The 19733-nt window shown below is 44.5% G+C and carries 20 protein-coding genes; 8 read left to right on the forward strand and 12 right to left on the reverse strand.

The annotated features are described in order from the left end of the window. Window positions 1-280: 280 nt before the first annotated feature. On the forward strand, window positions 281-1129 hold the full coding sequence (locus AACU28_RS07645) for a hypothetical protein (protein WP_121602694.1): 849 nt from the start codon (window positions 281-283) through the stop codon (window positions 1127-1129). A 146-nt stretch (window positions 1130-1275) separates the two neighbouring features. On the opposite strand, the gene AACU28_RS07650 is transcribed toward AACU28_RS07645, so the two are convergent. Next, the gene (locus AACU28_RS07650; RefSeq protein WP_121602695.1) at window positions 1276-2172 is read right to left on the reverse strand and encodes a LysR family transcriptional regulator; all 897 of its coding nucleotides are present in this window, start codon (window positions 2170-2172) and stop codon (window positions 1276-1278) included. A 154-nt stretch (window positions 2173-2326) separates the two neighbouring features. On the opposite strand from AACU28_RS07650, the gene AACU28_RS07655 reads away from it, so the two are divergent. Continuing rightward, the gene (locus tag AACU28_RS07655) at window positions 2327-2965 is read left to right on the forward strand and encodes an NAD(P)-dependent oxidoreductase (RefSeq protein WP_017090857.1); all 639 of its coding nucleotides are present in this window, start codon (window positions 2327-2329) and stop codon (window positions 2963-2965) included. Window positions 2966-3042: 77 nt separating this feature from the next. Here AACU28_RS07655 and AACU28_RS07660 read toward each other — a convergent pair whose 3' ends face one another. Beyond that, window positions 3043-3696, reverse strand: coding sequence for a cupin domain-containing protein (locus AACU28_RS07660; RefSeq protein WP_017090856.1), 654 nt, complete (start codon window positions 3694-3696; stop codon window positions 3043-3045). Window positions 3697-3830: 134 nt separating this feature from the next. Continuing rightward, window positions 3831-4598 carry an SDR family NAD(P)-dependent oxidoreductase gene (locus AACU28_RS07665; protein WP_102447806.1) on the reverse strand — a complete coding sequence of 256 codons (768 nt, stop codon included), beginning with the start codon at window positions 4596-4598 and terminating at the stop codon, window positions 3831-3833. Between the two features lie 105 nt (window positions 4599-4703). On the opposite strand from AACU28_RS07665, the gene AACU28_RS07670 reads away from it, so the two are divergent. Continuing rightward, window positions 4704-5042, forward strand: coding sequence for a winged helix-turn-helix transcriptional regulator (locus AACU28_RS07670; RefSeq protein ID WP_004733017.1), 339 nt, complete (start codon window positions 4704-4706; stop codon window positions 5040-5042). A gap of 53 nt (window positions 5043-5095) precedes the next feature. Here the strand turns inward: AACU28_RS07670 and AACU28_RS07675 are convergent, their stop codons facing one another. Continuing rightward, window positions 5096-6001: a LysR family transcriptional regulator gene (locus AACU28_RS07675; RefSeq protein ID WP_004733015.1), complete on the reverse strand. Its 906-nt coding sequence runs from the start codon at window positions 5999-6001 to the stop codon at window positions 5096-5098. Between the two features lie 226 nt (window positions 6002-6227). On the opposite strand from AACU28_RS07675, the gene AACU28_RS07680 reads away from it, so the two are divergent. Continuing rightward, entirely contained in the window at window positions 6228-6947 is a 720-nt protein-coding gene (locus AACU28_RS07680; protein WP_004733012.1) for an SDR family oxidoreductase, read from the forward strand. A gap of 106 nt (window positions 6948-7053) precedes the next feature. Here the strand turns inward: AACU28_RS07680 and AACU28_RS07685 are convergent, their stop codons facing one another. Further along, window positions 7054-8862 carry a choice-of-anchor I family protein gene (locus AACU28_RS07685; RefSeq protein WP_121602696.1) on the reverse strand — a complete coding sequence of 603 codons (1809 nt, stop codon included), beginning with the start codon at window positions 8860-8862 and terminating at the stop codon, window positions 7054-7056. Between the two features lie 202 nt (window positions 8863-9064). Continuing rightward, a complete protein-coding gene (gene ompW / locus AACU28_RS07690; protein WP_102455469.1) occupies window positions 9065-9718 on the reverse strand; it encodes an outer membrane protein OmpW in 654 nt (217 codons plus the stop codon). A gap of 399 nt (window positions 9719-10117) precedes the next feature. On the opposite strand from ompW, the gene glgC reads away from it, so the two are divergent. After that, window positions 10118-11338, forward strand: coding sequence for a glucose-1-phosphate adenylyltransferase (gene glgC, locus AACU28_RS07695; RefSeq protein WP_017087095.1), 1221 nt, complete (start codon window positions 10118-10120; stop codon window positions 11336-11338). 121 nt (window positions 11339-11459) lie between these two features. Here the strand turns inward: glgC and AACU28_RS07700 are convergent, their stop codons facing one another. Together AACU28_RS07700 and AACU28_RS07705 are read right to left on the reverse strand one after the other, a co-directional pair. Continuing rightward, a complete protein-coding gene (locus tag AACU28_RS07700) occupies window positions 11460-12890 on the reverse strand; it encodes a YfcC family protein (protein ID WP_102482138.1) in 1431 nt (476 codons plus the stop codon). A gap of 411 nt (window positions 12891-13301) precedes the next feature. Then, window positions 13302-13886 (reverse strand): hypothetical protein, encoded by a 585-nt coding sequence (locus AACU28_RS07705; protein ID WP_121602697.1) that lies wholly within the window; start codon window positions 13884-13886, stop codon window positions 13302-13304. 420 nt (window positions 13887-14306) lie between these two features. On the opposite strand from AACU28_RS07705, the gene hpf reads away from it, so the two are divergent. The 3 genes from hpf to AACU28_RS07720 all read left to right on the forward strand — a co-directional run bounded on the left by hpf (window position 14307) and on the right by AACU28_RS07720 (window position 15987). After that, on the forward strand, window positions 14307-14663 hold the full coding sequence (gene hpf, locus AACU28_RS07710; protein WP_004733000.1) for a ribosome hibernation-promoting factor, HPF/YfiA family: 357 nt from the start codon (window positions 14307-14309) through the stop codon (window positions 14661-14663). Window positions 14664-14942: 279 nt separating this feature from the next. Next, the gene (locus AACU28_RS07715) at window positions 14943-15098 is read left to right on the forward strand and encodes a DUF3012 domain-containing protein (RefSeq protein WP_004732998.1); all 156 of its coding nucleotides are present in this window, start codon (window positions 14943-14945) and stop codon (window positions 15096-15098) included. A gap of 109 nt (window positions 15099-15207) precedes the next feature. Beyond that, window positions 15208-15987 (forward strand): HAD-IIB family hydrolase, encoded by a 780-nt coding sequence (locus AACU28_RS07720; RefSeq protein WP_121602698.1) that lies wholly within the window; start codon window positions 15208-15210, stop codon window positions 15985-15987. A gap of 176 nt (window positions 15988-16163) precedes the next feature. On the opposite strand, the gene phnE (AACU28_RS07725) is transcribed toward AACU28_RS07720, so the two are convergent. From phnE (AACU28_RS07725) to phnD, 4 genes are all read right to left on the reverse strand, one after another. Beyond that, window positions 16164-16967 carry a phosphonate ABC transporter, permease protein PhnE gene (phnE, locus tag AACU28_RS07725; protein WP_121602699.1) on the reverse strand — a complete coding sequence of 268 codons (804 nt, stop codon included), beginning with the start codon at window positions 16965-16967 and terminating at the stop codon, window positions 16164-16166. After that, complete coding sequence (phnE, locus tag AACU28_RS07730; RefSeq protein ID WP_017087092.1) at window positions 16967-17791, reverse strand: phosphonate ABC transporter, permease protein PhnE; 825 nt, start codon at window positions 17789-17791, stop codon at window positions 16967-16969. The genes phnE (AACU28_RS07725) and phnE (AACU28_RS07730) overlap by 1 nt, the downstream gene beginning before the upstream one ends. Further along, on the reverse strand, window positions 17779-18549 hold the full coding sequence (phnC, locus tag AACU28_RS07735) for a phosphonate ABC transporter ATP-binding protein (protein ID WP_004732991.1): 771 nt from the start codon (window positions 18547-18549) through the stop codon (window positions 17779-17781). The genes phnE (AACU28_RS07730) and phnC overlap by 13 nt, the downstream gene beginning before the upstream one ends. A gap of 129 nt (window positions 18550-18678) precedes the next feature. Beyond that, on the reverse strand, window positions 18679-19719 hold the full coding sequence (phnD, locus tag AACU28_RS07740) for a phosphate/phosphite/phosphonate ABC transporter substrate-binding protein (protein WP_004732989.1): 1041 nt from the start codon (window positions 19717-19719) through the stop codon (window positions 18679-18681). Between the last annotated feature and the right edge of the window lie 14 nt (window positions 19720-19733).

Here is a 19733-nt window from a genome sequence, read left to right on the forward strand (position 1 = left end):
TTAGGCCTTTTTAATTTCCGTATTTTGAGACGAGCTAGAGATTGATCGCCGAAGTGTCCCTACCTATCGAAACCTCCCCAGCCTAATCACAAGAAAAGCGTAACCTCTCAAAAAGTCCTGCAAAATATGAGAAAAATTCACTCGAATGGTGAAGTCATGCACCATTATTGAACATCCATAAATAGAGAAAAAACATAAGCAATTGAAATATAACAATTATATATTTTGGCACGGCGTCTGCACTACCACTAAGTAGGTATACAGATATTAGGAGTAGAATATGTTTGTAGTTATTTCAGTGGGTTTATCCCTATTAGTACTTTCCGCCCTGTATCATTTCTCAAGGAAGAGAGAAACAGCGCTATCACACCGATTCGAAACCTTAGTTTTGCTTCGAGAGCTATTGCTGTTATCACGTAAACATCGCGCTGCAACGCATTTCGCTCTGGCGTATAAATTGTCTAGCGACTCGATTCGTAAAGTGAACGAGATTTACGACAACATACTTGAGGTCTCTGAATTGCTCCAATCCCATGTGTCGTTTGATAGTCGCCCTATGTATCGCATCTATCACCTTAAGCTCATTGCCATGCACAGCGACTGGCAAAACCGCAGCTTGGTGCGTAACCAATCGATTCATGGCAAAACAATTCGCCACAGCATGTTCTTGATGGATGAAGTGATGATCATCTGGCTGATCCAGTCTGAGCGAGAAGACATGAGTAGTGAATACCACATGAATTGGCAACAGATCTTAGACTGCATGGAGATCTTGACCAAGCTGAGAATGTGCATACCTGATATGGAAAAACCTGAAGAGTATGCGAGATTCAAATTCTACGCATCTCAGACACATCGTAAACTCAACCAATTATCGATTATCTGCCCTATCAGCAGTGGGTCACCCATTTGTACACGTGCGATGCATGCACTTACCGAGATCGCATCAAGCACTGAAGCGACCCAACCAGCAGATAGCATGTACGAGTTAACCAGTGATATCTCTACTGTGGTATCGCAAGTCTACGACCAAGTATTATCAGACATTACCAAAAGCTTGTATCAGCCTTTACCTAGCATCAACGATAAGGCGATAAACACCCGATTATCCGTACATCATTACATATAAAGACTTCGTGAGAGGAGAGCGTGCTGGAACTCTGAATTATTGAGTTCAAATCCGATATCACCTTTGATATCGGATTTTTGTATTTATGGGCTTATATATTTATTTGGTTCTATTTTAGGACGAGACAAGTTATGAGCGATGTAAGCTTAAACGTCTCCAGATTTGATATCGCTAGACCAAGCTTCTGCTGCAAAATCAATGAACTGACGAACAACAGGCAGCTGATAACTACGGGACAAGTACACCGCCCAAAGCACACTACTCGGTGAAACAAAATCATCCAAAATTCGTTTCAGCTTCCCTTCTGCTATCAACGGATTCGCTAAATCACAAGGTAATCGAACAACCCCTTTGCCATGCTGTGCGGCGCGAGCTAACACCCCAACATCGTTGGCCTTAATAGTCCCCGACACTTCAACCGAATAATGTTGGTTATCCTTAACAAAATCCCACTTAGAGACACTCAAATGACGAAAACAATTGTGTTGTCGGAGTGCTTCAACCGTTTTAGGTTCACCGTGTTTGTCTAGGTAGCCTTGTGAGGCACACACCACCGAATCAATTTCCATTAGCTTTCGAGCAATCAAACTATCGTCAGGTTGATCGGTATAGCGCAGCGCAATATCGATTCTATCATCCACCAGCTGAGCAAAATGGTCAGAAGCAAATAGCTCTACTGTGATACTGGGATGAAGCTCTGTGAACTGTTCAACCACACCCAACAACATGTGCTGAGTCAAACCAATGGGTGCAGCTATGCGAATCACACCTGAAAGAGCATCGGTTTGATTAAGTGCAGTGACTTCTAGCTCCGCCGTTTCATGGAGTATTTTTTCGCAACGTTGTAACGCAATCTCCCCCGCTGTCGTCAAACTTACCTTACGAGTCGTTCTGTGTAATAGCCTCTGCTTTAACCACCCTTCGATCTCTTGAACATGCCGTGAAACCTGTAAACGGCTCATGTCCAAATGCTCTGCTGCTTGAGTAAAACTGGCGCAATTTGCGACTTCAACAAAGCTACGCATCGCCGTCAACCTGTCCATCACACTCTCCCTTACCGACTTAACCAAGCCTATTAGATAACTGTATAGATACAATCTACATCATTTTACGATATTTATTGCAACCTAGTGAGCTATTAGACTGCAATGGCTGTCGAGAAACAGACTCAATAAATTAGATAATTGGAGAGACATTATGAAAATTGCAGTATTAGGCGCATCAGGTTGGATTGGTAGTCACATCGCTCAAGAAGCTCAATCTCGCGGACACGAAGTTGTTGCTGTTGTAAGAGATGCAAGCCGCGTAGAAATCAGCGATGTTGAAATTCGTTCATTTGATTTACAAGAGGAAGCGGCAAGCCTAGCGACCGCTTTCTCAGGCGTTGATGCGGTAATTGCTTCGATTGGTGGACGCGCTCTAGGCAATCACGACATCGTAAAAAACACAGCAGCTAAGTTGCTTGATACATTGCCAAGCATTGGCATCGAACGTCTACTTTGGGTAGGAGGTGCAGGCTCATTAGAAGTGGCGCCAAACGTACCGTTAGTTACCGTTCCTGACTTCCCTGCGGACTACAAAAACGAAGCGCTAGCACAAGGAGAAGCCCTTGAAGTGTTCAAACAATCTAATGACAAGGTTAACTGGACATTCGTTAGCCCTGCTGCGGAAATCTTCCCGGGCGATAAGCTATCAACCTACCGCACAGGTGGTGATCAACTGCTCACTGACGAAGATGGCAACAGCAAAATATCCGTCAGCGACTACGCTATCGCGATGATTGATGAACTAGAAGCTGGCAAGTTCCCACGCCAACGTATTGGTGTCGCTTACTAGTCAGCTCATATATAAAAACTAAAAAAGCCGCTTGTTCAAAACAATGCGGCTTTCTCATCTTTATATTGAGCATTCCTTTAATCCAATGGCAGGTGACCCGTTTTCACTAGGATAACCGTCTCTTCTTCCACATAAGGGAAATGCTCGCTCATATGAGGGCTACGCATCCATGTGTGTTTTGGATACTCGCCATGTTCATCTTTAAAAGTGCCTGACAACACAAAGATCTCTTCACCACCAAAGTGACGGTGCGGCTGAAAACGTTCGCCAACAGGCCACTTCACTAAAGCGACATGCTCGTGCTCGAATTCATGCAGTGGCATCACTTGTAAACCACCAATACCCGGAAGCCACTCTGTTTCTAGAGTATTAATGCGAACTTGAGTTAAGTCTCTCGCATCAAACTGGTTGAGCTTCACCAAGATCGTGCAGCCATTTTTGCTTGATGGAGAATGCGCACTGCCCGGGGGATTACGGATATAAGTACCGGCAGGGAAATCTCCAGTTTCATCAGAGAAAACACCGTCTAACACGAAGATTTCTTCGCCTTGCGGATGCGGGTGCTCAGAAAACGAAGATTCAGGATCGTACTTCACCACGCTGGTCGTGTGACCTGATTCTTTATCTTCTCTTTCAAGCGGCTTACGCCACACCCCTTTAGCAGGGCTTGCAATCCAATCTAATGTCTCGGTTTCTATAACCAGTCTCTTTGAAAAGTCCATGTTGAACATAATGGCGACCTTACTCTTGTTATCGTTTTAATTATTATTGTTGTCTTTCTCGTTTCTATTCTACGCGAATACTCATCAAGGAGGCCATCTCGCTGCTATTTGCCTACGCGACAGCCACCTAAAAAGAAGCCTAATTAATTGCGGCCAGCAATCACACCGCCATCAACATCCCAGATTGCACCCGTGACCCAATCAGCACTGTCTGACAGTAAGAAAGAGATGCTATTGGCGATGTCTTTCGGCAAACCAACTCGACCAATCGGATGGAATGCGTTGAAACCTTCTAACGCTTGATCCACTTCTTCCGGCTTAATGAAAGATTCGTAAATCGGCGTTTTAACCACAGCCGGGGAAACCGCATTCACACGAATGTTATGCTCAGCCAGTTCCATTGCCATGTGTTGTGTTAACGCGTGCAGGCCAGCTTTAGCCATTGAATAGGCAGAAGATGGCGTCGCTTTGATTGCTTGCTTACCCCACATAGAACCAACGTTAACCACACTGCCGCCGCCGTTCTTGATCATCAACTTGCTTATCGCTTGAGTAATGAAGAAGGTTGCTTTATTAAGCTGCATGTATTGCTCGTAATCAGATTCTTGGTGCTCAATAAACGCTTTAGGGTTGAAGTAACCTGCAGCATTAACAAGGTAACCAATACCTTCTTCGAGCGACTCTAAATGTGCAATAAGGCGAGACACACTCGCATCATTATAAAGGTTAGCTTGCCAACCAGAAGCGTGGCCTAGTGATTGAAGTTCTGACACCGCTTTATCTAACTTAGTTGGGTTATTGCCGACAACCAACACATGGATGTTTTGAGCGACTAACTGCTTCGCTGTTTCAAAGCCCATACCACTTGTGCCACCGATTACTACTGCAATACCATTTTTAGTGAAGTTCATTTTGTTATCTCCTAAGTCATGTGAACGTGGTAATCTTAGGCTTTGAACTAACACTATGAATAGTAAGTACAAATCGGTTAGGTAGGTACTTATTGGTACATCTTTATGAAAAATCAGGAAAACTTTTTTTCAAGAAAATCAGCACCAGAGCGCTCAGCTCGCATGGTAGAAACCATCTACGGCTGTAAATGGTCGCTAACGGTTTACCAATTACTGGCAAATGGCATTAATCGTCCCGGTGAAATGGTGCGCTCGGTCGAAGGGTTATCGACCAAGGTATTGAATGAATGCTTGAAGCGAAATGTGGAGTTTGGGATTTTAGATAAGCAGATGTTCAACGAACTGCCACCAAGAGTTGAATACCAAGTGACGCCGTTCGGCGAGAAGTTCTTGTTGATTCTAGACCAGCTGGAAAACCTACAAAACGAAATCGACGAGATGTAAGCCCAAGCCAGTCCAACTATTGCCAAAAGAAGGAGGAAGGTAGCACGCGCCATTTAGCTGACTGGCATTTGCTCAAAACGGCCTTTCACAAAATCAATAAAGGTTCGAATTCGGCTCGGTTGATAGCGGTCTCGATGGTAGATCGCTGAAAAGTCGACCTTAGGCACCACCCATTCTTCAAACACTTGCAGCAATTGCCCGTCGTTCAGTTCTTGTAAGCAATAGATGGTTGGAACACGAATAATTCCGTTGCCCGATTTCGCGCCCTGCACCAACACTCGCCCATTTTTACATTGCAGTCTGCCCGTCACATGCACATCGACTGTTTTCTTAGTATCGTCCAGTGCTTGAAAACTCCACTTACGCACCGATCCCGTTAAGCAGTCATGGTGGATCAGATCTTTAGGATGACTTGGCTTTCCTTTACGAGCGAAATACTCAGGGCTCGCGAGTGTTCCCATTTCAATATCCAATAGCTTTCTAGCGATAAAGCCCGCATCTTCAAGACTCCCCATACGAAAAGCGATATCAAACGCGTCTTCAATCAAGTCGACTCGGTTACTACTGAAATCAAGACTGATGCTGATGTCTGGGTAGAGTTGCATGAACTCATTGACCAGATCCGCGATGATCACCTCGCCCAGATAACCGCCAACACAGTTTACTTTTATATCGCCGCGCACCTCTTCGACATCGTCCACCGCAGCAATCAAGGCTTGGTCTATATTATCTAAGGCTTGTTCACATCTCGCGTACAGATCTTGCCCTGCGTGCGTCAGCCTCAAGGTTCGAGTGGTGCGAATAAACAGGGTCACACCCATCTGTTTTTCCAGGCTACTCACTTGGCGTGATACGTGGGAGCGCGACACATCAAGCTCCTCCGCTGCTTTAGTGAAGTTACCTAAACGAGCGATAAGCACGAAAGAACGAATATCAGACAGGTTAATTTGATTGAGCATGGTCGCCAGCTTAGTTGTGAGATTTTAAGATGATGAAGTAATAGAGAGCACATGTTCATTGTTGCACCACAGCAACAGTGTTTCAAGTAAAGCGCTATATATCAACAATGCTATTTTCCTTAATATACCTCCATCGCAACGAAGCAAGGCAACAAGCACTTGATTCGAATGCACTTAAACAACACGTCGTAGCCAACCGACGCAATAAAAGTACAGAGGAAATAAAATGAAAAAACTAATCGTAATTACAGGTGCAAGCTCTGGTATTGGTGAAGCAATCGCTCGTCGTCTAAGCGATGAAGGTCACCCTCTTCTACTTTTAGCTCGTCGTGTTGACCGCCTTGAAGCGTTGAACCTACCAAACTCACTATCAGTGAAAGTAGACGTAACAGACAAAGCATCTTTTGATGCAGCTATCGCACAAGGTGAAGAGAAGTTTGGTCCTGTAGATGCGCTTATCAACAACGCTGGCGCGATGCTTCTTGGTCAAATCGATACTCAAGACGCACAAGAGTGGAAGACAATGTTCGACGTGAACGTAATTGGTCTTCTAAACGGCATGCAATCTGTACTTGCTCCGATGATGGAACGCAATACAGGCACTATCATCAACATCAGCTCTATCGCGGGTAAGAAAACTTTCCCAAGCCATGCTGCTTACTGTGGTACTAAATTCGCAGTACACGCGATTTCTGAGAACGTTCGTGAAGAAGTTGCTGCTTCAAATGTTCGTGTTACCACTATCGCACCGGGTGCTGTAGAGACTGAACTTCTGTCTCACACAACATCTCAAGAGATCAAAGACGGTTACGATTCTTGGAAAGAAGACATGGGCGGCGTATTGGCAGCTGACGATATTGCTCGCGCAGTATCATTCGCTTACCAACAACCACAGAACGTATGTATCCGTGAGATTGCTCTAGCACCAACTAAGCAACAGCCATAGGCCTTTGCTATCGCTACTAAACAAGCGATGAACTAAAAAGCGCCACTACTTATTCAGTAGTGGCGCTTTTGTTTTGATTCAATCTAATTGCTAGTAAGAAGCGTGATTAAAACTCAACGCGGTAAACTGATGTGCTACCACTTACTTCATTGCCGACAGCGATAAAGTGGTTACCTGAACGTGTGAAATACTTAATTGATTCAGGGCCTAAATCACCCGCTTTAGCGTTGTAAGTCTCGTTGTCGCAATCACCGTCTTCATCAACCTTAGTGCACACTGGCTGAGTAAAGTCGCGATTGTTCAAGTAGCTGATGAAACTTGCGTTTTTAGGCTGTGTTACGTCGTAAACCATGATGCCACCTTGGCGCTCAAGTCCAATAAATGCATAGTGCTTACCGTTGATCTCAGCCACTTCGATGGCTTCAGGTTCAATCCCTTTATCATCACTGCGATCGTCACCACTTTGGTTGTTATCATTGGTGCTGTTGAAGTTTGCAGGATCTTGCTCAAGTACGATTCGAGCAAAATCATCGCCACTATCAAACACTAACTCACCCGACTCATCCCAGATAGAGAATGAGCGGCTACCGAATGCTTGAACCTTTTGGTCGGCGGCAAGTGTCCCTTGTGGCTTAATCACCTTAAGGCGAGCCAATTGATTATTGTCTTTCAATGCACCAGCCAATGGGTGGTTAGCATCAACGTCTAACTTCTTGCCACGCACTTCATCGACATAAGCGATACAAAAGTCTTTTTCTGTTGTGTAGTTTTCGGTGCCTTTATAGTCATCACCATCCCACTCAAAACCTTTCTCGTCACACATTTCTTGCGTGGTTTTGATGCCATACTCACGACCATCACCTTCATTCGCAGTCACAATGTAGGTATTACCATCAACGCTGTAGCTAGTGATGCTGTCTGGCATGTAAAGGCCTTCTAACATTGCGTAGCTTTGGAGATTACCGATGTTTTTGTCTTTGTTTGACGCATCTAGCTTAGCTTTATCCCAAGGCTTGCCGCCTAATCCCAGAATTGCATCGACTTGTGCACTCGCCACATCAATCGCTGCCAAAGCGTTGTTCTCTTGAAGGGCTACGTAGAGTTTTCCGTTATCAGCAAACGTTAGATATTCAGGTTCTAGATCTTGAGCAACAGTTGCATTAGGAGCGGAGATTCGAACCTTGTCGGTCAGCTCTGCATGGCGAGGCTGACCTTGATTGAACGCCTTGAAATCGATCTGCGTGACTTTCGCTTGCAAAGGGCCATTGGTTAAATCCACCAGCGTTACTGAACCTTCAGGGTCAATGCTGTAATCCGCATTCGGCTCACCTTCATTTGCAGAGGCAATGTAGCGACCATCTTTCGAGAAGCTCACCATGTCCGGTAATGCACCAGCCGTATAAGTAGTGATCAGCTCTAACGTGTCTGAACGATAAAGTGCAATGATGCCGTTTTGTTGCTTGTCAGCATTTTCAATCGCGACAGCAACTAATCCTTGATGAGTCGACACACTGTTCGCGGCACCAATATCAATACCAGAAGCTGCAGCCGCTGATTGAAGGTCGATAGAGCCCTCAGATGCTGGTGAGCTGTCAGAGTTCATCGATAACACATCGACTTTTTGTGCTTGAGCGTTCACAACATAAAGCTTATCGGTACATGAATCGTAGCTGACGATTTCGGCTGCTGAAGTATCAAACGGGGCATCGGCAATTGAACGACCAACTAGGCTGATTCCGGTTACCTCAGCATCTGTCTTGCTCGGTTGTTGGATGGATTGGCATTGAAGGCTAAAAGCATCAAGTGATCTTTGAGATGATGCTGCAGTCGTTGAAGTTGACTGAGAACACCCAACCAGAGCAGAACTTACCGCAATAGGCAATAATAGTGTCAGCTTATTAAATTTACGATTCATATATCCTCCATGATTTGAAACGCGATCATAGAGGGCTGTTATGACACTTATCTTTCTCTTTTATTAACAATAAATGACAACAATCAGTTTTCTTTACCCATAACAACAATAAGTTGGAGTGAGCATTTCATTAACAAGCAAGCAAAAAAAAGCGCCCAAGCTGGCTGGTGCTTGAGCGCCTTTAATAAACTGATTAAATGGCTTAGAAGTTGTAACCACCACCGATCATGAATACCCATGGGTCGATATCAACATCTGTTGAGTATTGTGTTGTTGTTCCACCCACTGTTTGTTTGTACTTAGCTGTTGTACCAATATCTGCATACCAAACTGACGCATTTAAGAACCAATCTTCATTGATCATGTAATCAATACCGATGTTAGCCGCCAAGCCCCAAGAATCGTCAAGAGATAGGTCACTTAAGCCTGCACTTTTACCCGTGCCATTCAAACTTTCATCGAAAAATACCGTGTAGTTGATACCCGCACCTACATAAGGACGGAAGTCACTGTTCGCTTGACCGAAGTAGTACTGAACCATAAACGTTGGTGGAAGGTGCTTGGTGTCAGCAACTTTACCTAGGCCATTAACAGAAATATTGTGAGAGAAAGGGCTCGCCGCTAGTACTTCAAAACTGATGTTGTCAGTGAACATGTAGCCGAAAGTAAGGCCTAGTTGAGTATCTGAATCTACTGAAAACTCTAGGTCTGGATTGTTAAGCACTGCGCCGCTGCTGTCGTTTGGAGATACCGTTGCTGCACCTGCACGGATGATGAAATCACCTTCTTTATGAGCAAGAACATTGGTTGACATAAGAGCCGCAATAACCGCAATACCACATACTGTTTTTTTCATTATAATTTCCTTTTGAGGGCTTAATTTTTATTGGTGAATGAGTAATCATTTCTTATTTTGCGTGCAAGGTAGCATATAATAACCCTACTTTATTGATGGAAATCAATTTGTGAAAGGTTATGATTATTTGTATAAATTTATATCGACCTGATCACTTTATTCCTTCATTTTATTGACAGTTTTGTAATGCAACTTTCCCGTGCGTCATCTTGTTAATTCACCCCCTCACTTTGCCCAGATCTCTTCGGATCAAAATAGAGCAAGCCAATATCTCGTACGCATCAATTTGGTGCAGATCTACAAGAATCAATCTCACCTCGTTTAATATTCAATGAGTTACATTTGGCTTAGTGCTTGCAAGTCTATGTTCATAATCATAAATACATTGAGGTTCTGACCATGCAAGACACTCTAACAATCGTTCTGGCCGGCGGTGTTGGCTCTCGGCTTTCTCCCCTCACCGATAACCGTGCAAAACCTGCAGTGCCCTTTGGTGGCAAATATCGAATCATCGATTTCACACTCGCGAACTGCCTGCATTCTGGGCTTCGCCAAATTCTAGTGCTGACTCAGTACAAATCTCACTCTTTGCAAAAACATTTAAGGGATGGTTGGTCGGTGCTTAACCCCGAGCTCGGCGAATACATCACCAATGTTCCCCCACAAATGCGAACCGGTGATAGCTGGTATAGCGGCACAGCCGATGCGATTTATCAAAACTTGTATCTGCTTTCTCGTAGTGAAGCTAAGCATGTGGTGGTGTTATCAGGCGACCATATCTATCGCATGGATTACGCGCCAATGCTCAAGCAACACAAAAAGAACGAGGCCGATCTAACCGTGGCGTGCATGGAAGTTTCAATTGATGAAGCCAAAGAGTTTGGTGTGATGGAGATAGACGAATCTCTCGAGATCAATAACTTTACCGAAAAGCCACGTTACCCAGCATGTGTACCCGGTAGGCCGACTCGAAGCATGGCTTCAATGGGTATTTACGTTTTTGATAAAGAGGTGTTAACACAAGCGCTACTGGCGGATGCCGAAGACCCGAACTCAAGCCACGATTTTGGTAAAGACATCATTCCTAAATTGGTCGGCAACAACAGTGTTTACGCGCACAAGTTTGGTGATGAAGAAGGCCGAGTGACCCAAGATGCGTACTGGAGAGATGTGGGTACTATCGACTCATATTACCAATCCAATATGGATCTGTTGAAGCCAGCCTCACCTATCGATTTATACCAACCAGATTGGGCGATTCGCACCTATGATCCGCAACTTCCACCAGCGCGAACCATTGCTTCTGTAGAAGGAAACCAAGGGATATTCATAAACTCGATGATCGCGAATGGCGTAGTGATTGAAGGGGGTTCGGCGCAAAACTCTATCTTCTTCCCTAAGGTCAAAGTCAGCAATGCCGCGATTGTGATTGATAGTATTCTGTTTGAAGACGTCGAGATTGGGCGAAACTGCCACATTCAGAACTGCATCATCGATAAAAACGTAAAAGTGCCAGATGGAACCCAAATCGGCATTGATAGACTTGCCGACGCTAAACGCTTTCATATATCGAAAAAAGGCGTCATTGTGGTGCCCTCTTCTTACCAATTTGAAGAATAATCTTTGACGTTAGAATAGCTTTTCTTTAAACAAAAAAAGGCAGCGAATTCGCTGCCTTCTATTCATTCACACGGCCTCAGTTAAGCCTTAACTGTCCATGCATTCGATTAAACAGAAACCCTTAGAAAGGCCCTAGCTCAATCATTTGAGCAATCACAACTGAAATCAAAGCGCCCACTGACCAGAACAAGAACAGCGGTAAGAAGAAACGAACCCACTTAGTGTAAGGCACTTTTGCAATAGCCAATACCGCTAACAAGCCACCATTAGTTGGGTAAATATAGTTAGAAATACCATCACCCAGTTGAGAAGCAAGTGCTGCTACTTGACGAGTCACTTGACCAATATCTGCCAATGGAATGATGATTGGCATAGTGATCACAGCTTGGCCACTGCCAGACGGAATGAATAAGTTGATCGCAGCCTGCGAGAAATAGATCCCTGCTGCTGCCACGAGTTTAGAGCTACCAGAAATGATCTGTGCAAGATAAAAGATAATAGAATCAACAATCTTCGCATCTTCCATAATGGTCAACACTGAGCGCGCGAAGAAGATGATCAGTACTGCCACCAATACATCGCTAACACCTTTAGTCCAATACTCACAAATCTTGTTCGGAGATAAACCGGCAACCAAACCTGGAATGATCGCCATTGCCACAAATGCACCCGCAATCTCGGTAAAGCCGAAATCCATCGTCAAAGTGCCGAAGATCATGTATGCGAATACGCCCAAGAATGCGATGCCCGCAAGCTTTTCACGAGAAGTCAGTGTTTTCGCTTCAACGCTAGATTCGTAGTGGTAACCCGTACCATGCAACAAACCTTTGGTTGGATCTTGCTTAACTTTGCGCGCGTAGTTAAGTACATACCAAGCACCCGTTAGCAACATGAACATGCCAACAATAAAGCGGTACCACATGCCTGAATACATAGGCAGTTCAGCAATAGTGTGTGCGATACCTGTGAAGAATGGGTTAGCTAGCGCAGCGGCAAAACCAGCACAACTTGCCAGTAAAACAACACCAAGTGCCGTTATCGCGTCATAGCCAAGTTTAATACAGATAGGGATCATCAAAGAGATAAAAATGACATCAAGCTCACGCATACCGGTGAAGGTGACGTTGAAGAAGATCGCAGTCATGATCACAGGTGCAATCACGTACAAGCCTTGCTTCTTTAGCTTAGTGGTTAGCGCAACGACAGATGCGTCTAACAAACCCATGTGTTTGATAATGCCGAAAGCACCACCAACGAATACCACAACACCCATCACACCAGAAGCGGATTTGAAGCCTTTAAAAAATGATTCGAAAAAAGAGGCTAATGTTGTTGGGTTACTGGCTAATAGTGTGTAACTGTCTGGGTCGATAACCGTGCGGCCATTCATGACCACTCGTTCAAACTCACCAGCAGGGATGAAGTAAGTTGCGATTGCAGCAACAATCACCATGATAACCAAAGAGAGAAACGGGTGGTTTACTTCTTTCTCTGTCGGCGCTGTGTTACCAGCTTGAGATGTAGGTACGGACGTAGATACCGTAGTCGTCATATAGACTCCTTACTTGTCAGCAACTAAGGAGTACTTAGCCGCCGAGAGGGATTTTTGGAAAAACGAAACCCTTCACGCAGAACTAAGTTCGCGCTAATTTAGGCTGTTTCAAAAAGGCCTTTGATAGATGGTGCTCTCAAATGTACATAGTGAAGTAGTGAGTACTACTCTCTTTGCGTCCGAGCAAAATGCAGATGTTCAGCCAAGTCAGGCCAAACTGAATGAGGTCATTACGGGCAGATAGACAAAGAAATCCGCTGAGTAATATGTTTTTTATCAATTACAAAGACAAGCCGCGCATGCTAACACAACGAGCGGTAAATTGTCAGAAAAGTGTGAGTTTCGTCATGTTTTGGTGGGTTTTAAAAAAGCGCCTAGCAAAAACTAGGCGATTTCTTACATTGAACTGAATTACTTAGGCGCTAGCTCATAGTTTTCTTGCATCTCATGAGGGGCAATCCCGTACTCATAATCCGCTAAGTAACCATCCTTATAGACCTTCATTCCCTTCTCATCCCAGCTCACTTTGATCATCGCCGTGTTGCCATCTTCACTGCCTAACAGCTCAAGCATTTCAGCATCGATCTTAATCGCTTTAATGGTTTTAATACGCTTAAAGGGCTTAAATTCAGTGGTTGAGGTTGGCAAAGATCCGTAGCTACTGATCCATGTCTCTTTAGGTACTAGCCATTGGTTGAAAACATCATCCACAATCGCTTTCGGCATGCTTGCGATAACAACAGAATCTGTCATTACGTTATTTGTCTCGATGCTGTAACCGCCCTCACCGTCTGAAACATAGGTCGGGAAATCAATGCCAATTTCAGACTCGGCTGGTAAACGACCTAAGGTGACCGACTTCTTAACGTACAGTTCTGCCGTTTCAAATTGCTGCATGATCTCTGGAATTTTCTGAAACTCAACAGGGGTAGCAAAGGCATTAAAAGCGAAAGAAAGGGAAGCTGCGATTACAGCGAATTTAACAGGCATTTTCATGATAACGGATCCTAATAGAAGATGGCTGTTAGAGTATCCCGCACCAAAACTCATCTCAATATCTCATTGTTCTTTATATCAGTAATTGTGATATCGACAGAGCAAGTATGTTTTGTTCACTAAAATGGAGGTGGATTTATAAAAGCAGACTAGAATAAGTATTTGGAGTGATGCGTGATTAGGGCGATAAAAACTAAGTTGAAAGAGTGAATTGGAGTAATACTTCAAAGGTGAGGGATTTTTAAACACGTTTGAAATTCACGAAACATAATATGCGACCAGTTCACCGGACTTTCAAGGGAGTAATGGGAGATTATTTGATAACACTGAAGTGAATCACACATGTGCTATTTCGCAGTTGGTTAAACTCACCGATGTTTGCTACGTTTAAATGACACAGTCATTGGAAAGGTATGATTTATGAAAATAAATGTTCAAACACATCACGTATCAATTAACGACGAGTCACGCAAAGACATCGAAAGTAAATTCGAGAAGATATCGAACCATTTCCCATCACTGATCAGTTGCGACATCATCATTACTAAAGAACACGGTCAACATCAGGTAGAAGTATTCACCAACTACGAAGGTGTACGAGTAACAGCAAAATCTACAGACGATGTTATGTACCCAGCTATCGCTGCAGCACTCAAGAAACTTGAAGCAGGCCTAAGTAACCGTAAGGGACAATTGAAAGCAGACCTACACGAGAAACCAACGAGCACGAAGCCAGAAATCGCTTCGGACATCATCCAAGAGATGAAACTGGTATAACTCGACAAGTAGTTAAAGCGCACTAACAAATAGAAGCGCACAAGAATTTCAAAGCCAGCACATGTTGCTGGCTTTTTCGATCTCGCCCTCAATCTCTTTATCAATCTATTACTTTGATTTTGACTATCGCGACGGCCTAACCCCTTCACTTCCCATCTTAGAACCAAGTCCAACTCTATATCGTTTTTAGCAAACTTATGTCACTGGCTGCTATAACAATCTCTAGTCGTATTTGGTACAGTTATAAGCAGAGATTTAGAGAATAAAGGAATGTTTATTATGAAAAAAATCGCGCTAATTCTATTTCTAGCGACTCAACTGATGGCTTGTACAGAAGTGGGCAGTGAAGCTTGGTGTACAGATATGAAAGAAAAGCCGAAAGGCGACTGGACTGCCAATGAAGCCGGTGATTTTGCTAAACATTGTGTTTTCTAAACACGGTTAAGCATTAGTTAACGACACTTAGTAACACTGAGTGAAAGACGCTTTACGACGAACTGAGCACTCCACGCAACACAATAAACCCGAATAAGTGAGTTTGAGGATGGAACACCAACTAGGTAATGACTGGCAACACATCAACTGGGTATTAACCGACGTCGATGACACGCTCACTTGGCAAGGTTCACTCCCTCCAGAAACCCTGATTGCGTTACAAAAGCTGAGAGACAATGGAATCAAAGTGGTCGCAGTAACGGGAGCCTGTGCTGGTTGGTGTGACCATATTGCACAGCTTTGGCCTGTCGATGCCGTGCTTGGAGAGAACGGCGCCTTCTTACTAGAGAAGCAAGATGGTGCATTACAACTCTCATCTGAAACACCTTTAGAACAAGTGCGTCAGAACCAAGCTAAGCTAAAACAAGAAGTTGAAGCGATCTTGTTGAGTTACCCCGACCTATCGCTAACTTTGGATCAATCTTACCGCTTGTGTGAGGTCGCGATTGATATCGGCCAAAACCGTAAGCCTGTTGATCCTGAAACTGTTCAAGCGGTACTCGAAAGAATACACGCTTTAGGCGCACACGCGACGGCAAGTTCGATTCATATCAATGCTTGGTATGGCGAACACTCAAAGAAAAACGCCGTGCACCGTATCCTTACTAATAAAGGCTTATCGCTTGAGCAAATCCACAATCAAGCCTGCTATGTCGGCGATTCAATGAACGATCAACAGATGTTCGAATCACTACCACTCACCGTTGGCGTGGCAAACATTAAGCATTATTGGGATAAGTTAGATCATCATCCAAGTAAGGTGATGTCGCAGCCAGGTGGCTATGGGTTTGCAGAATTTGTGGATGCGCTGCTGGCAGTTAAAAGCTAGACACTTAAAAACGAGTCACGCCCTTCTACTTCTAACAAGGTCTTAGGTCACTCAATAGACATAAAAAAACGACCGCTAGGTAGACCGAAGTACCTAGGGTCGTTTGAGCTTCAAAATGCTAGATAAGCTCTTAACTTTGACACATCACACAAAACACGCTGCATTGCACTATATGTTTATATGAGTTTGTTACGGATGTGGATCACTACGGCTTCTGCAACGATAACCACTGCGAAGATACTCACTAATACCATCGAAACTTTTTGCCACTCAAAAAGGTTCTGCGCATCGTTTAGCACCACGCCAATACCACCAGCGCCCACTAACCCCAATACCGCAGATTCGCGCACATTGATGTCCCAGCGGAACAATACGATGGAATAGAATGCGGGCATCACTTGTGGCCAATACCCTTTAAGCAAGATGCTCATCCAAGAAGCGCCAGTTGCGCGCAGAGCTTCGATAGGCCCCATGTTCACTTCGGCAATCGCTTCCGCTAACAGCTTCCCTACAAAGCCGATACTGCGAATGGCAATTGCCATAATGCCTGCGAGAACACCGGGGCCAAATAGTGCGATAAACAACAAAGCCCAAACCAATGAGTTCACAGAACGTGAAGACACCAGAAAGAATTGAGCCACCCAGTTCAGCGCTTTATTAGGTGTGATATTTGGCGCGTTCAACAACGCCAATGGAATCGCAAATATCAAGGTAAACAAGGTACCTAACGTCGCAATGTGCAGTGTTTCAATCATCGCTGCGTGGATTGATTCAGGATAGAAAGCGTAGTCCACTGGCACCATACGCTCGAACATGTCAGCAAACTGCGCTGGCGCGTCGTATAGGAACTCAGGAATCACTTCAACCGTCTGCCAAGACCAAACAATCGCACACACTAAGCTCAGGTAAACGGCAAATCGAGCCACGCGTTCGTTGGGTGTAAAACGCTGCCACTCTTTTTCGATAGATGCAGTTGTCATCAGAAGATTCTCCTAACAATGTTGGAAAGAAATTCACCCACAAGAATCAATGCGATGATGGTGATCAAAATAGCGGCGACAAAGTCGTAGTCAAAACGTTGGAATGCCGAAAATAACGTGCCGCCAAGGCCGCCCGCACCCACAATGCCAACCATGGTTGAGTTACGTAGATTTGAATCCAACTGGTAACTAGCAAAGCCAATAAAACGAGTAAATACTTGAGGCATTACCGCATACAAAATGACGCTGATAAAACTGGCACCGGTTGCTTTAATCGCTTCAACCGGTTTAAAAGAGATCTCTTCAATCGCTTCTGCAAAAAGCTTGGCAATAAAACCAATCGATGCGAAGACCAAAGTCAGGATCCCAGCAAGGGCACCGAAGCCCACCGCTTTCACAAATAGGATTGCGATGATCACCGGGTGAAAAGAGCGACATAGTGCGATGAAACAACGTATTGGCGTCGATACGATTGAAGGCATCATATTTCTCGCAGCTAACAAGCCCAGAAACAATGAAATAACGATGCCAAAGAAGCTTGAGATAATCGCAATTTGTAAGCTTTCCGCTAATCCACTCAGCAGTAAGCTAGTACGCGAAAAATCAGGCGGAAACATTCTTGATAGTAACCGCTCACTTTCACCAAAACCGATGACCAAACGATCAAAAGTCAGTCCTAACGTCGCAAAGCTGTAAAACAGGTAGCCAATGATTGCAGCGATGATTGCTCGGTTAGTCCATGAGGTTTTGAACGGGTTTTCATGCTTCGCTGGCGACTGGTTTGACGGTACGCTTGGCGATGAACTTGGGGTTAATCCAGCCATGACTCACCCCCGTAAATGATTTTTAGATCTTCTTCTGAAATCCCTTCAGGGCTACCGTCATAATGCACTTTACCGTTACACATGCCGATGATGCGCTTGGCATAACGCTTGGCTAAGTTCACATCGTGGATATTCACCAACACTGGGATGTTTTTCTGTTCTGCGAATGTCTCCATCAACTCCATGATCTCAACCGCGGTTTTCGGGTCGAGTGATGAAGTCGGTTCATCCGCCAATAAGATATATGGGTCTTGCATTACTGCGCGAGCGATACCGACACGCTGTCTTTGGCCGCCCGATAAACTGTCGGCACGTTGGTTAGCAAAGTCTTGCAGGCCAACAAATTCAAGTAACTCAAACGCTTTTGCTAGGTCTTGCGCAGAGTAGTTACGACGCCATGCATTCCAAGCGGTCATGTAACCCAAACGGCCACTCAACACGTTCTCGATAACCGTTAAACGTTCCACTAGGTTATATTCTTGAAACACCATGCCGATGTGTCGACGCTGTTTACGTAGCGCTTGACCTTTTAATTGAGTCAGGTCTGCGCCATCAAATATGATCTCACCTTGGCTTGGATCGTTGAGTCGGTTGATACAGCGCAGAAGCGTACTTTTACCGGTACCAGATGGACCAATGATCGCGATGATACCTGGCTCATCGATATCAATATTAATGCCTTTAAGGATTGGCTTGCCTGCCACGTATTCGTGGAAAAGGTTGTTTATCTTTATTCCTTCATAGCTTGCTACGGCCATACTGCATTTCCTTGTGCGAATTTTCGAATGATCTATGCCCTACCCGCGAGGGCATAGATATTTAGTTGGAGTAGGTGTTTTTAAAGGGCTAAGTCTTTCTAAAACTTAGCCTTTCAACAGAACTAAGAACTAGCCGTTGTTTGCTTGTTTTGCTAGCTCAGCGGCTTTTTTCTTTGCACGTTTAGCCGCATCTTTCTCAGCTAACTTTTTCAGACCAGTTTTGGTGTAAGCCGTACCTGTCGCATGAGCGATATCACGAATCACATCCCACTCTTCTTTGTAGCTGATAGGAGAGAAACGATCAGCACCTTTAAACGATGCGCTCATTTCTGGTGTAAAGCGGTAACTAAAGAAAGCCTCGTTGATCTTCTCAACTAGCTCTGGTTTTAGGTTGTAAGCATAGCCAAACGCAGACGTTGGGAAACGTGGGCTACGGTAGATGATCTTCAGTTCAGAATCGTCAACACGACCTGCTGCTACCATACGATCGTACACGTCCGATGCCACAGGTGCTGCGTCATAATCTCCATTGAAGACACCTAGAATCGATTGGTCATGCTTACCTGAGTAAAGCACTTTGTAATCTTCATCTGGCACTAAACCTTTCGCTGGGAATAACGCACGTGGAGCTAGGTTGCCAGAATTGGAAGATGCAGAAGTGTGTGCAACCTTTTTGCCTTTCAGATCAGACATTTTGTTAATGCCGCTGTCTTTACGCACAATCGTGATTAGGTTGTAGCCTTGGAAGCCAGACTCATCGCCCTTCACCGCAATTGGAACGTAACCTGCTAAGTTAACTGCGTAGCCTGTTGGGCCCGTAGAAAAACCTGCAACGTGCAGTCGACCAGAACGCATCGCTTCTACTTGTGCAGAGTTCGAGTGAACTGTGTAGTAAATCACTCGCTTACCCGTGATTTTACTTAGGTGAGCTTGGAAATCCGCAAACGCATCTTTGTACAGCGCAGGGTCTTCTACTGGCGTGTAAGTAAACACAAGCGTACTTGGGTCATTCCACTCATCTGGGTTCTTTGGTGAGTCGGCCACCAAATCTTGGTTTTCATCACAGTATCGATCGTCTAACACACCACGGCTAGAGCAGTCGCTTGCCATAGCCATTGAAGGAAGCAGTAATGAGCTAGCGATTAACAGTCCTTTAACACTGATTTTCATATTCAAACCTTACT

The sequence above is a fragment of the Vibrio sp. SBT000027 genome (genome assembly GCF_963894355.1).
GTDB classification, from domain to species: Bacteria; Pseudomonadota; Gammaproteobacteria; order Enterobacterales; family Vibrionaceae; genus Vibrio; species Vibrio splendidus.

Excerpts from the sequence above, each read along its gene's own strand:
- AACU28_RS07705 (WP_121602697.1), bottom strand. The coding sequence starts at position 13,886 with ATGAAAATGCCTGTTAAATTCGCTGTAATCGCAGCTTCCCTTTCTTTC.
- AACU28_RS07680 (WP_004733012.1), top strand. The coding sequence starts at position 6,228 with ATGAAAAAACTAATCGTAATTACAGGTGCAAGCTCTGGTATTGGTGAA.
- AACU28_RS07670 (WP_004733017.1), top strand. The coding sequence starts at position 4,704 with ATGAAAAATCAGGAAAACTTTTTTTCAAGAAAATCAGCACCAGAGCGC.
- ompW (WP_102455469.1), bottom strand. The coding sequence starts at position 9,718 with ATGAAAAAAACAGTATGTGGTATTGCGGTTATTGCGGCTCTTATGTCA.
- phnC (WP_004732991.1), bottom strand. The coding sequence starts at position 18,549 with ATGGCCGTAGCAAGCTATGAAGGAATAAAGATAAACAACCTTTTCCAC.
- AACU28_RS07700 (WP_102482138.1), bottom strand. The coding sequence starts at position 12,890 with ATGACGACTACGGTATCTACGTCCGTACCTACATCTCAAGCTGGTAAC.
- AACU28_RS07665 (WP_102447806.1), bottom strand. The coding sequence starts at position 4,598 with ATGAACTTCACTAAAAATGGTATTGCAGTAGTAATCGGTGGCACAAGT.
- phnE (WP_017087092.1), bottom strand. The coding sequence starts at position 17,791 with ATGGCTGGATTAACCCCAAGTTCATCGCCAAGCGTACCGTCAAACCAG.
- AACU28_RS07685 (WP_121602696.1), bottom strand. The coding sequence starts at position 8,862 with ATGAATCGTAAATTTAATAAGCTGACACTATTATTGCCTATTGCGGTA.
- hpf (WP_004733000.1), top strand. The coding sequence starts at position 14,307 with ATGAAAATAAATGTTCAAACACATCACGTATCAATTAACGACGAGTCA.
- AACU28_RS07645 (WP_121602694.1), top strand. The coding sequence starts at position 281 with ATGTTTGTAGTTATTTCAGTGGGTTTATCCCTATTAGTACTTTCCGCC.
- AACU28_RS07675 (WP_004733015.1), bottom strand. The coding sequence starts at position 6,001 with ATGCTCAATCAAATTAACCTGTCTGATATTCGTTCTTTCGTGCTTATC.
- phnE (WP_121602699.1), bottom strand. The coding sequence starts at position 16,967 with ATGACAACTGCATCTATCGAAAAAGAGTGGCAGCGTTTTACACCCAAC.
- AACU28_RS07715 (WP_004732998.1), top strand. The coding sequence starts at position 14,943 with ATGAAAAAAATCGCGCTAATTCTATTTCTAGCGACTCAACTGATGGCT.
- AACU28_RS07650 (WP_121602695.1), bottom strand. The coding sequence starts at position 2,172 with ATGGACAGGTTGACGGCGATGCGTAGCTTTGTTGAAGTCGCAAATTGC.
- phnD (WP_004732989.1), bottom strand. The coding sequence starts at position 19,719 with ATGAAAATCAGTGTTAAAGGACTGTTAATCGCTAGCTCATTACTGCTT.
- AACU28_RS07655 (WP_017090857.1), top strand. The coding sequence starts at position 2,327 with ATGAAAATTGCAGTATTAGGCGCATCAGGTTGGATTGGTAGTCACATC.
- glgC (WP_017087095.1), top strand. The coding sequence starts at position 10,118 with ATGCAAGACACTCTAACAATCGTTCTGGCCGGCGGTGTTGGCTCTCGG.
- AACU28_RS07660 (WP_017090856.1), bottom strand. The coding sequence starts at position 3,696 with ATGTTCAACATGGACTTTTCAAAGAGACTGGTTATAGAAACCGAGACA.
- AACU28_RS07720 (WP_121602698.1), top strand. The coding sequence starts at position 15,208 with ATGGAACACCAACTAGGTAATGACTGGCAACACATCAACTGGGTATTA.